Source organism: Streptomyces sp. AM25, from assembly GCF_058146165.1.
In genome coordinates, this window is sequence record NZ_JBKIWN010000002.1 from 186205 (window position 1) to 198476 (window position 12272).

4 protein-coding genes are annotated in these 12272 nt (G+C 74.5%); all 4 read left to right on the top strand.

Going from position 1 to position 12272, the window contains the following annotated elements; translation table 11 throughout:
- Nucleotides 1-29 precede the first annotated feature (29 nt).
- The 4 genes from ACLHRZ_RS03070 (at nt 30) to ACLHRZ_RS03085 (ending at nt 12129) form a co-directional block, all read left to right on the top strand.
- A complete protein-coding gene (locus ACLHRZ_RS03070) occupies nt 30-7652 on the top strand; it encodes a type I polyketide synthase (protein ID WP_490416634.1) in 7623 nt (2540 codons plus the stop codon).
- Between the two features lie 161 nt (nt 7653-7813).
- Nucleotides 7814-9523 (top strand): cholesterol oxidase substrate-binding domain-containing protein, encoded by a 1710-nt coding sequence (locus ACLHRZ_RS03075; protein ID WP_490416635.1) that lies wholly within the window; start codon nt 7814-7816, stop codon nt 9521-9523.
- A gap of 141 nt (nt 9524-9664) precedes the next feature.
- Nucleotides 9665-10942 carry a globin domain-containing protein gene (locus tag ACLHRZ_RS03080; RefSeq protein ID WP_490416636.1) on the top strand — a complete coding sequence of 426 codons (1278 nt, stop codon included), beginning with the start codon at nt 9665-9667 and terminating at the stop codon, nt 10940-10942.
- Nucleotides 10939-12129: a protoporphyrinogen/coproporphyrinogen oxidase gene (locus ACLHRZ_RS03085; RefSeq protein ID WP_490416637.1), complete on the top strand. Its 1191-nt coding sequence runs from the start codon at nt 10939-10941 to the stop codon at nt 12127-12129. Before ACLHRZ_RS03080 ends, ACLHRZ_RS03085 begins: the two co-directional genes overlap by 4 nt.
- Nucleotides 12130-12272: the final 143 nt, after the last annotated feature.

Here is a 12272-nt window from a genome sequence, read left to right on the forward strand (position 1 = left end):
GGCCGCTCCCGGGGGAAGGGCTGAAGACCATGGGCATCGACGGAAGCAGCACGCGCCGCACCGACCGGTCGGTTGCCGTGGTGGGCGCCTCGTGCCGCCTGCCGGGAGGCATCGACGATCTCGACGCGCTCTGGCAGGCGCTGCGCGAAGGCCGGGATCTCGTGACGGAAGTGCCGGCCGACCGCTTCGACGTGCAACGGTTCGTGGACCCCTCGATGCCGCGCCCGGGCAAGAGCTACACGGGGGCGGGCGGATTCCTCGCCGATATCAGGGGTTTCGACGCGGACTACTTCGGCATCGCGCCCAAGGAAGCCGCCCAGATGGACCCGCAGCAGCGGCTGCTGCTGGAGCTCGCGGCCGAGGCCTGCGACGACGCGGGCATCGCCCCGCAGGAGCTGGCCGGTTCGGACACGGCCGTCTTCGTGGGCATCGCGGACCACTCCTACGGCGCGCTGCAGTTGCTCATGACCGAGAGCGTCAATGCCTACACCATGTCCGGCGCCGCCTCGTCGATCGCCGCGAACCGCGTCTCCCACTTCCTGGACCTGCGGGGCCCGAGCCTGGCCGTCGACACCGCGTGTTCCTCCTCGCTGGTCGCGCTCGTCCAGGCCTGCCAGGCCCTGCAGGCAGGAGCGAGCCGCGCCGCCCTGGTGGGCGGCGTCAACCTGCTGCTGAGCCCCTACCACTACGTGGGCTTCTCCCAGGCGTCCATGCTGTCGCCGACCGGCCGGTGCCGGTCGTTCTCGGCCGGTGCCGACGGGTACGTGCGCGCCGAGGGCGGAGGCGTGGTCCTGCTGAAGAGGCTCGCGGATGCGGTCGCCGACGGTGACCGCATCCGCGCCGTGATCGTGGACGGCGCCTCCAACAGCGACGGCCGCACCCCCGGTCTCGCCCTGCCCCGGAGGGAGAGCCAGGAGGCCCTGCTGCGGCAGGTCTACGCCCAAGCGGGCATCGATCCGGACGACATCGCCTATCTGGAGGCGCACGGCACCGGAACCCCGGTCGGCGACCCCATCGAGTGCGAGGCCATCGGCCGCGCCCTCGGCGTCCGCCGCACGCGCGGGGCCCTGCCCATCGGCTCGGTCAAGTCCAACCTCGGGCATCTGGAGCCCGCTTCGGGGATCGCCGGCCTGCTGAAGGCCCTGCTCGTGCTGCAGCACGGGACGATCCCCCCGACCCTCCACGCCACACCGCCCAACCCCCACGTCGACTTCGCCGCGCTCCGACTGGCCCCGGCAGGGGAGTGCCGCCCGACGGACGCCGGCGGGCAGTCCGTGGTCGGCGTCAACTCCTTCGGCTTCGGCGGGACCAACGCCCACGTGATCCTCGCCGCCGCGCCGCCCGCTCCCGCCGTGGCCGCGCCGTACGGCCCCCGGCCGCTCGTGATCTCGGCGGCCTCCCGGCAGGCCCTCGCCGAGACCGCCCGCCGCACGGCCGGCCGCATGGAGGCCGCCGGCCCCGGGGAGTTCTACGACCTCGCCTACACCGCCTCCCTGCGCCGAGGCCGGCGCGCCCACGCCGCGGCCGTGCTCGCGGCGGGCCCCGCCGATGCCGCGGGCCAACTGTCCCGGCTCGCCGACCGGTTGGACCCACCGGCGGCGGAGGACAACAGCCAGGACGAGACAGGAGCTCCCGACGAGAGCACCGAGCCGAGCCGGCAGGACGAAACGGGCGCCGTCGAGGACGCGGCCGTCGTCGACCGCGTCGCCCACGGCCGTATCGTCTTCGCCTTCTCCGGCAACGGGGCGCAGTGGGCCGGCATGGGCGCCGATCTCCTGGCATCCGACCCGGTGTTCGCCGAGGCCGTCGAGTCCGCCGACAAGGCCCTGTTCCCGCACGCCGGTTGGTCGGTCGCCGCGGCCCTGGCCGACCCTGCGCTCGCCTCCCGCCTCTCCGACACCGCCGTCGCCCAGCCGCTGCTGTTCGCCGTGCAGGTGGCCGTCGTCGAGGTGCTGCGGCAACGGGGCGTCCGGCCGGCCGCCGTCGTGGGCCACAGCGTGGGCGAGGTCGCCGCCGCGTACACGGCCGGCGCGCTGACGCTGGAGCAGGCCGCGAAAGTGATCGCCGCACGCGGCGGGGCCCAGGCCGCCACCGCCGGGGCGGGGCGCATGGCCGCGGTGTCCCTGTCCAGTGAGGAGGCCGAGAAGGCGCTCGAAGGCCGCCCACGGCTGGAGATCGCCTGCGTGAACACCCCGCGCGACGTCACGGTCTCCGGCCCCGCGGACCAGTTGGCCGTGCTCAGGGACGACCTGGTCCGCGAGGGCGTCGCCTGCACCGTGCTCGACGTGGACCACGCCTTCCACAGCCCGGCCATGGACCCGGTGAAGCAGCCCCTGAAGGCGGCGCTCGACGGGCTGGCCCCCGCCCCCGTCCGCGTCCCGATGGTCTCCACCGTCACCGCCGCACACGTCAAGGGCACCGAACTGGGCGCCGCGTACTGGTGGCGCAACGTCCGCCGGCCCGTGCTCTTCGCCCACGCCGTGCAGTACCTGCTGGGCAAGGGCCACGACGTGTTCGTCGAGATCGGCCCCCATCCCATCCTGCGGCCCTACCTGCGCCGCCTGACGGAGAAGCACTCGACGCCCGTGGCCGTCGTGCCCACCCTCGCCAAGGACACGGACGGCCCGGCGGCCCTGGAACACACCGTGGCCACCCTGGCCGCCGCCGGTGCGCGCATCGACTGGAGCGTCCACTTCCCCGTCCCCGGGCGCGTCGCCGACCTGCCCGCCTACCCGTGGCAGCGGACGGAGCACTGGAACGGTTCCCCGGGCGCATGGACCGGGACGTTCCGCGAGGGCGGGGTGGACCACCCGCTGCTGGGCGACCGGATGCCGTTCCACGCACCGACCTGGCGCGGGCCCGTCGAGCCGGTGCTCGTCCCGTGGCTGGCCGGCCACCGTGTCGGCGGCTCCGTGGTACTGCCCGCCACCGGCTATGCGGAGATGGCCCTGGCGGCGGGCCGCCGGGTGCTGGGCGGCCCCGCGGAGCTGCAGTACCTGGAGATCCTCCGGGTGCTCCCCGTCCCTTGGGAGAATCCGGGAAGCGTCCACCTCTGCCTCACCCTGTCCCGGGACGACGGCGCGGTCACGGTCACGAGCGCCACCGGGCGCACCGGGGAACCGTCCCTGCACGCCCGTGGCCGGGTGCGCAGGCTGCTGCGGCCGCGGCCCGCCCCGGTCGACGTCGCCGCCGTGCGGGAGCGATGCCGTAGGGAGACGGACCCGCAGGAGCTCTATGCGACGGTGGCCGCCGCCGGGCTCGACTACGGACCGGCCTTCCGCACCCTGCGCACGCTCCGCATGGGGGACGGCGAAGTCCTCGTCGCATACCGGCACGACGACACTTCGGACGCGTACGAGGTGCATCCCGCCCTGCTGGACGGGGCACTCCAGGCCGGGCTTCCGCTCATGGCCGACGCGCTGAAGCGGCAACTCGCCTATCTGCCCGGTGCCTTCGATGCGGTCCGCGTCTGGCAGACACCCCCTGCCGAGGGGCTGTTCCACCTTCGTGAGCGCGGCCGCACGCACACGGAGGTCTGCTGGGACATCACCGTCACCGACGCCGACGGCACCGTCATGGCCGAGGTGGAAGGGTGCAGGCTCCGGCGCTTCGCCGGCCTGCGGGGGACGCCGCTGACCCGCCACACGATCGTCATGCGGGCTCAGCCGCGTACGGACGTACCGGCGGCCCGTTCCCCGCTGCCCGCCCCGGACGCAGTGCTGGCGGCGGCCGGTCCCCGCATCGACGAACTGCGCGCATCATGGAGGTCGTTGCGCTACGACCAGGTGCGGTGCAGGAACAAGGAGGCCTTGGCCCTCGTGGCCGCGGAGTTCGTCACCAGGGCCCTGCACGATGCCGAAGGACCGTTCACCCTGGACGACATCTTCGCCAAGGGGTCCGGTAAACCCCACCACCGTCGGCTGGGGGCACTCATGCTGCCCCTGCTGGGACGTCACGCTCTCGCACAGCGGGAGGACGACGGCAGGTGGCGGCTGACCCCGCACGAGTCATCGGCGTGGGAGGCCGCTCGGCGCATTGCACGTGACCATCCCGCCTACGGGACGGAGGTCGCTCTGGCGGCGCACTGCGGGCAGAGTCTGGAGGAGGTGATGAACGGGGCGAAGGACCCGCTGGAGGTCATCGCACACGGCGGGGCCGATCTGGTGGAGCAGTACTTCGACACCGCACCGTGGAGCCGTTTCCACAACCGGCTGATGCAGGCGCTCGTCTCGGTGATGACCGAGCACTGGCCCGCCGACCGGCCACTGCGCATTCTGGAGATCGGCGCCGGTACCGGCGGCACGACGGCCGCTCTCCTGCCGCTGCTGCCGCCCGAGCGTACCCGGTACGTCTTCACCGATGTCTCACCACTGTTCCTCGGCCGGGCCGAGAAGCGGTTCTCCGGCTACGACTTCGTCGAGTACCGCACCTTCGACCTGAACCGTGCAGCTGCCGAACAGGGGCTGAACGAGGGCGCGTTCGACCTGATCGTGGCAGCCAACGCCCTCCATACGGCCAAGGATCTCGTCCGTGCACTCGGGCGGGTCAACGGCCTGCTCGCTCCCGGCGGACAGCTCATGGCGTTCGAGCTGCACGACCCCGAGATCATGGCCATGACCTTCGGGACCCTGGAGAGCTTCTGGAGCCACACCGACCGGGAACTGCGCCCCGGGCCGCCGCTGTTGTCCGCCCGCCGCTGGCCGGGGCTGCTGAAGGAGTGCGGCTTTACCGGAGTCGTGCGCACGGGCGACGAACGCCGCACCGCCGGCTCCGACGGGTCCGTGCTGCTGGCCGCCGCGCCCGAACGCCCCGTACCGCAGCCGGCACTGCCGGCCGCGGACGACGCGACGGCATGGATCGTCGCGGCCGAGAGCGCCGGCAGCGGGCCGCTGCCCGGCGCAGTGGCCCGGGCCCTCCGCTCTGCGGGCGGCAGCGTCGTCTCCGTGTCTGCTGCCGTCAACATCCCCGAGCACTGGGACAAATTGATTCCGCGGGACGCGGCCGCCGTCACCGTGGTCCTGATCCTGGACCCCGCCCACGGCGACCGTACCCCGGACGAGCTGCTGGACCTCACCACCCGCCGCGCCGCCGTGCTCAGGGCCCTCGCCGTCGCCTGCGACCGGCTGCCCGGCCGCGTCCAACCGACCCTGTGGCTGGTCTCCGGACCCAGCGGCGCCCTGCCGGCCCCCGAGCGGGCAGACGTCCCGGTCGATGCCGCCGCCTGGGGCGTCACCCGCACCCTGGCCAACGAACACCTCCGGCTGACCGTGCGCCGCCTGTCCCTGGAGCGCGCCGCCGACGACCCGGACGGCGACGCCCGCCGCATTGCCCGCGAGCTGCTCGACCCGTCCGACGAGGACGAGATCGCTCTCACCGCCCGCGGCCGCTTCGTCCCCCGTACGGTCGACGTGACCGCGAACCCGCAGGGCTCGGCCGACAGCCGCGACGTGCCCGCCTTCGCCCTGGAGGTACGCGACCCGGGACTCGGTTACCGGCTCGCCTGGACCGAGACCGAGCCGCCGCCCGCGGAACCCGGGCCCGGGGAAGTGGTCGTCGCCGTGCGCGCGGCAGCGCTCAACTACCGGGACGTGATGCAGGCCGTCGGCGTACTGCCCCCGGTCGAGGGCGCCCAGCGGCTGGCCCGCCGGCCCGGCCCCGGCATGGAGTGTTCCGGCACCGTCGAGGCGGTCGGCCCCGGCGTGACCTCCGTCGCCCCGGGGGACCGCGTCTTCGGCCTGGCGCCCGGCACGTTCGCCTCCCACACCGTCACCACCGAGCACGCCCTCGGCCGGATCCCCGCCGGCATGACCTTCGCCGAGGCCGCCACCCTTCCGGTGGTCTTCCTCACCGTCCACTACGCCCTCGGGCACCTGGCCCGGCTGACGGCCGGCGAGACCGTCCTCGTGCACGGCGGAGCCGGCGGAGTCGGCCTCGCCGCGCTGCAGTTCGCCCGTCGGCGGGGCGCCCACGTCATCGCGACGGCCGGCACCGAGGCCAAGCGCAGCCTGCTGCGCGCCCTCGGCGTCGAGCACGTCCTCGACTCCCGCTCCCTGGACTTCGCCGAGGAGATCCGGCAGATCACGGCGGGCCGGGGAGTCGACGTCGTCCTCAACTCCCTGGCCGGCGAGGCCATCACCCGCGGACTGGAGGCACTGCGCCCCGGCGGCCGGTTCGTCGAGCTGGGCAAGCGGGACATCCACGAGGACAAGCCCCTGCGCCTGCGCCCGTTCACCAGGAACATCGCCTTCTTCGGCGTCGACCTCAGCGAGCTCCTCCACGACCCCGACCTGGCCCGGCGGCAGTTCGCGGAGGTCGTCGCCCTGGTCCGGTGCGGCCGCTACCGGCCGTTGCTGCACACCGTCCACCCGGTCGCGCGGGCCGCCGACGCGTTCCGCCTCGTGCAGCACTCGCGGCACGTGGGCAAGGTCGTGGTGGCCTTCGACCCGCTGGACGAGCCGCTCATGGTCGAACGCACCCTGCGTGCCCCGGCGTTCGACCCTGAGGGCACCTATCTGGTGACGGGCGGCCTCGGCGGGTTCGGCGCGGCCACGGCCCGCTGGCTGGCCGACCGGGGAGCACGCAGGCTCGCTCTCGCCGGCCGCCGGGGAGTCGCATCCCCCGAAGCTTCGGGCCTCGTCGAGGAGTTGACCGCCCGCGGAGTCGAGACCAAGGTCTACGCGGCGGACGTCTGCGACGTCGAAGTCGTGCAGCGCATCGTCGCGGAAGCCGAGACGGACGGCCGCCCGCTGCGCGGCGTCGTCCACTCCGCGATGCACCTGGACGACGCCCTCCTGAGCCGGCTGTCGGACGAGCGGTTCCGCTCCGTCCTCGCCGCCAAGCTGGGCGGCGGAGCGGTGCTGGACGCCGTGACCCGGGGCCGGCCCCTCGACCTGTTCCTCGTGTACTCCTCGCTCGTGGCCTCGGTCGGCCACATCGCCCAGGCCCCGTACGTGGCGGGCAACCTCTACCTGGAGGCGCTGGCCCGCAGGCGCCGCCAGGAGGGCCTGCCCGCCCTGGCGGCCGCCTGGGGAGCGCTGGGGGAGACGGGCTACGTGGCCCGCCACAATCTCCAGGACACCATGACGCAGCTGGGCATGGAACCGGTCATGCCCCACGAGGCGTTCCAGGCACTGGAGGAATCCCTCACCGCCCGGCGGGACGTGGCCGGCTGCGGCCGCTACAACTGGGCGGCGTTGGGCGGCCTCCTCGAGTGCGTGGCCGTGCCGCGCTTCGCCGGACTCGTCCCCGTCCTGGACGCCAAGGGAACCCCGTCCCGGCAGGACATCCTCCGCAAGCTCTCCGGTATGTCGCCTGAGCAGGCGGAACAGTTCATCGCCGACTCGCTCGCCCAGAAGCTCGCCGAAGTCGCACAACTGCCGCTGGAACAGATCGACCTCCGGCGCCGCATCGACACCTACGGCGTGGACTCCCTCATGGCCACCGAGGTGCTCACCTCGCTCCGGCAGCAGTACGACGTCGACATCCCGCCGATGGAACTGCTGCGCAGCGAGGGCACCATCACCGACATCGCCCGCATCATCCGCCTGCGCCTGGGCCTGGGCGCCGCGGACGAGGCCACGGTGCCGGCCCTGCCGGTCGTTCGGCAGCACGGGCCCGCGGAGGAAGTGGAGGAAGGCGCCTCTGCCTCCTGAGCACAACGTCCGCTGCGTGGTGGTGACTTGACCGGAGGGTCATGGCCAGGGAGGCGCCTTGGCGCGCCACCGGTTGTGCGGAACCCGGCCGCACGCGGAACGCCCGTAATCCCCTGCCGGGAAAGGTCGTTGAACCCTGCGAAGAGGGAAGAGGGGGTGCCGTGCACGACGAGACCAGCGGAACCGGCCGGCCGCTTCCGGGGCGGCGCCAGGTGCTCACCGCCGCGGCGGCGGCAGCAGGCTGGACGCTCGCCTTCCGGACCGAGGCGCGCGCCGGGGACCCCGGCACACCGCCGTCGTTCCCGCCGGGGATCCGCCTCGTACGGGGTGCCTTCCGCAACTGGTCGGGGGAGCTCGCCCGGGACGCGGTGTGGACCGCACTGCCCGCCTCGCCCGCCGACCTCCCCGTCCTGGCCGACTGGGCACGGGCGCAGCGGTGGCGGCTGCGGGCCCGGGGCAGGTGCCACACCTGGTCGCCGATCCTCGCGGGCCGCGACGAGACCATGGACCGGGTCGTCATGGTCGACGCCACGGAGCACCTGACGTCGGTCGAGGTGCGGCACGGTGATCCGGCGTCGGTCACCGCCCAGGCCGGAGCGGCCATGGACGCGGTCCACGAGGCTCTCGCAGCCGCCGGGTACGGCCTGACCTGTGCTCCCGCCACCGGGTCGATGACCGTGGCGGGCGCCCTCGCCGTCGGCGGGCACGGCACCGGCGTGCCCGCCCGGCCGGGGGCGGGGCACGCGACGACGAGCGACGCGGTGGCATCGCTGACCGCAGTGGTCTGGGACGCCGCGGCCGGCCGCCACCTGCTGCGGACCTTCCACCGGTCCGATCCGGAGACGGCCGCGCTGCTGGTGCACCTCGGCCGGCTGTTCGTCACCGAGGCGACCCTGACCGTCCCGGCCGACGTGCGGTTGCGGTGCCGCAGCACCTTCGACGTGCCGGCCGCCGAGCTGTTCGGCCCGCCCGGCGGCCGGGGGCGGACACTGGAGCAGAGCCTGCGGGAGTCCGGGCGGGTCGAGGCCGTGTGGCTGCCGTACACCGCACCGGCGTGGCTGAAGGTGTGGACCGAGGAACCGCAACGGCCGCCCGCCTCCCGGGAGATCCGCTCGCCGTACCCGTACGTCTTCTACGACAGGATCCCGGAGCCTGTGTCGGACCTGGCCCGCCGGGTCACCGGGGGAGCGGCCGCCGTCACGCCCCTGCTCACCGAGGCCGTGAGCGCGGGCATCCGGCTGGGGCTGACCGCCACGGCCACCTGGGACCTGTGGGGCCCGTCCCGGTGCACCCTGCTCTACCTGCGGCCGGACGTTCCGCGCTGGGTGTTCACCGGCTGGGCCGTGCTCTGCGCGCGAGCCGACGTGCAGCACGTCGTCCACGGCTTCTGGTCCCGTCTCCAGCAGGGGCTCGCGGACCACCGCGCACGCGGGCGGTATCCGGTCAACGGGCCGGTCGAGATGCGCATCACGGGAGTCGACGGTGCGGGCGGCGCCGCCCCGCTGCTCTCCCCGGCCTGCCCGCGGCCCGACCACCCCGAGTGGGACACCGTGGTGTGGCTCAACACCACGGCGTTTCCGGGCACTCCGGGGGCCCGCACGTTCCACCACGACCTGGAGCAGTGGATGCTGGGCCACTTCGCGGGCCGGGCGGCGGTCCGGCCCGAGTGGGCCAAGGCATGGGCCTACGGACCGGACGGGCCGTGGACGGAGAGGTCCGTGCTCGCCGAGGCCTGGCCCGCATCCTTCGGTACGGGCCGCCGGGCGGGCGGGGGCTGGGACGAGGCCGTCGCCGTCCTCGACCGCCACGACCCGGCGCGGGTCTTCTGCAGCCCGTTCCTCGAGGCGCTCTTCCGGCCCGGGGCGGAGTGAGAAGCACACCCCCGCGGAGCCGGACAGGGCCGAAAGGCCCTGGAGAACGGGGCCTCTTGGGCACATGTGCCCGGTGCCATACTGGCGCGCGCCGTCCACGGAAAGGACGGCAGGACCCACCTCCCCGACTGGAGTCTCCCCGTGCCACGCGACACCGTCACCCCCGAGTACCACGCCCTGCTCGCCCGGCACGATGCAATGCGGCTGCGCCGGCAGCTGCTGACACCCGACCAGTCCCCGGGGGCGCGGACCGCCCGTAAGCTGGAGCTGCCCTACGACGGCGCGGCGGACCAGCGGGTGATCGCCCAGTCCCTCGAACTCGTCACCTCCCTCGATGACTTGATCGCCCGTCTCTACGACGCGTTGTTCGAGCACTGGCCCTATCTGCGCTCCCTCTTCCCCGAGTCGATGGACTTCCAGAAGCGGCATCTCGTGCAGATCTTCGGCTATCTGATCGGCCGTCTGCACCGGCCGGACGAAGTGGCCGCGGAGTTCACCCGCCTCGGCCGCGACCACCGCAAGCTCGGTGTGCGGCCCGCCCACTACCAGGCCTTCGAGGCCGCCCTGTGCGAGGCGCTGCGCGGCACGGCCGGAGCGCAGTGGACCGGCGCCATGGAGGAGGCCTGGCTGCGCATGCTGCGTTTCGCCGTGGGCGCCATGAACCGGGGAGCCGAGGAGGCCCTCCGCGAACCGCCCTCCTGGCACGCCACGGTGACCCGCCACGAGCTGCGCGGCCCCGGCCTCGCGGTGCTGCGCGTCAGCCCGCACGAGCGGTACCCCTACCGGGCGGGCCAGTTCGCGGCCGTGGCCTCGCCGCTGCTGCCGCAGGCGTGGCGGCAGTACTCCATCGCCTGCGCGCCCCGGGCGGACGGCGAGCTGGAGTTCCATGTGCGGCAGGCCGGCCCCGGCGGGGTCAGCGAGGCCCTGGTGGCCGGCACCCGCGTCGGCGACACCCTGCGCCTGGGGCCCGCGAGCGGGACGGCGACGCTGGACGCCGCACCGGCGCGCGACCTGCTGCTGGTGGCGGACGACGCCGGCTGGGCCCCCGCCAAGGCGCTGCTGGAGGAACTGGCCGCCCGCCGGAGCAGCCACCGCATGGTGCACCTCTTCCTGGGCGCCCGCCACGCCTCCGAGCAGTACGACGCCGCAGCCGTGGCCGCCCTGGCGCAGCGGCTCCCGTGGCTGCGCGTGGTCCACGTGGCCACCGGGGAGCAGACGCTGGCGGAGTCCGTGGTCCGGCAGCGCGACTGGAGCGGACACTTCGCCTTCGTCAGCGGCCCGCCCGCCGCCGTCGGCTCCGTCGCGACCCGGCTCGCCGCACTCGGGATGCCCGCCGAGCACATCCGGCACGACCCCCTGCCCGGCATGCCGGCCCTCGCCGGCCGCCGTGCGGAGGCCCTCGAAGGAGCAGGCGCATGAGCGGGCCCGTCGTCGCGGGCCACGTCATCGTCATCGGCGGCGGCATAGCGGGCCTCGCGGCCGCCCACCGCCTCGCCGGGACGGGCCGGCGTGTCACCGTGCTCGAATCCACCGCCCGGCTGGGCGGCAAGCTGCACACGGGCGACATCGCGGGCATCCCGGTCGACTTCGGCACGGAGGGGCTGCCCGCCGGGCGCCCGGAGGCGGTCGGCCTGGCGCGGGACGTCGGGCTGGGCGACCGGCTGCGGTTCCCGGCCGCCACCCCGGTCGCCCTGTGGTCCGGCAACGCCCTGCGCCCGCTGCCACGGGGGCACGGGACGGGCGCGCCGGGCGACCCGGCCGCCCTCGCGGACGCGCTGACCCCGGCCGGCACCCTCCGCACCGCCCGGCGCCGGCGGCCCGGTACCGCCCCGCGGTCCGCCGGCCCCGCCGTCATGGGCCTCGACGGCGGGGCCGGGGCCCTTGCGGACGCGGTCGCCGGTGCCGTCCGTGCCGCGGGCGGCCAGGTCTTCCTGCGCACGCCCGTCCTCGCGCTGAACCTCACCGCCGACGGCTGGGAAGTGCGCACCACCGCCCGGACCCTCGTATGCGACGCCGTGGTGATCGCGGCGCCCGCCTGGACGGCCTCCACGCTGGTCGCCGCCGCGGCCCCGGCCGCGGCGGCCGAGCTGTGCGAGATCGGGTACGTGTCGACGGCCGTGGTGACGATGGCGTTCCGGCGCCGCGACGTGGCCGGGCTGGCCGCGCTCGGCGACTGGTCCGGCTTCCTCGTCCCGCCCGCGGACGCCACCGCGTCCATCAAGGCCTCCACCTTCCTGACCGCGAAGTGGGGCTGGGTCGCCGGCCGTGCTCCGGAGCTCTTCGTCCTGCGCACCTCCCTCGGCCGGTACGGGGAGGAGGAGCGCCTGTACCTGGACGACGACGATCTCGCCGGCGCCTCCCGGCACGACCTGCGGGCCGCGACGGGGCTCGCCGCCCGGCCGGTGGCCACGCAGGTCACCCGCTGGATCGGCGGCCTGCCGCGCTACCCCGTCGGCCACCGCGGCCGGGTCGCCCGGATCCGCGGGGCGCTCGGCGGACTGCCGGGCCTGGAGATCTGCGGGGCGGCCTACGACGGGGTCGGCGTCGCCGACTGCGTGGCGAGCGGCCGGGACGCGGCGGACCGGGTCACGGGGCGGGAATCCTGAAGAACGCGAGGCCCGGGCGCGCCTGCCGGGCGCGTTTGTGATGGTTTCGTATCAAAGACCTGCCGATCGACGTGATCATGCAACCCTTGGCCCTGGCTCTCCGTCCGACAGGACGGAACTGACCTTCTTGTCCCTTTGGGGCA

Coding starts and splice junctions, on each gene's coding strand:
- ACLHRZ_RS03070 (WP_490416634.1), top strand. CDS start 30: ATGGGCATCGACGGAAGCAGCACGCGCCGCACCGACCGGTCGGTTGCC.
- ACLHRZ_RS03085 (WP_490416637.1), top strand. CDS start 10,939: ATGAGCGGGCCCGTCGTCGCGGGCCACGTCATCGTCATCGGCGGCGGC.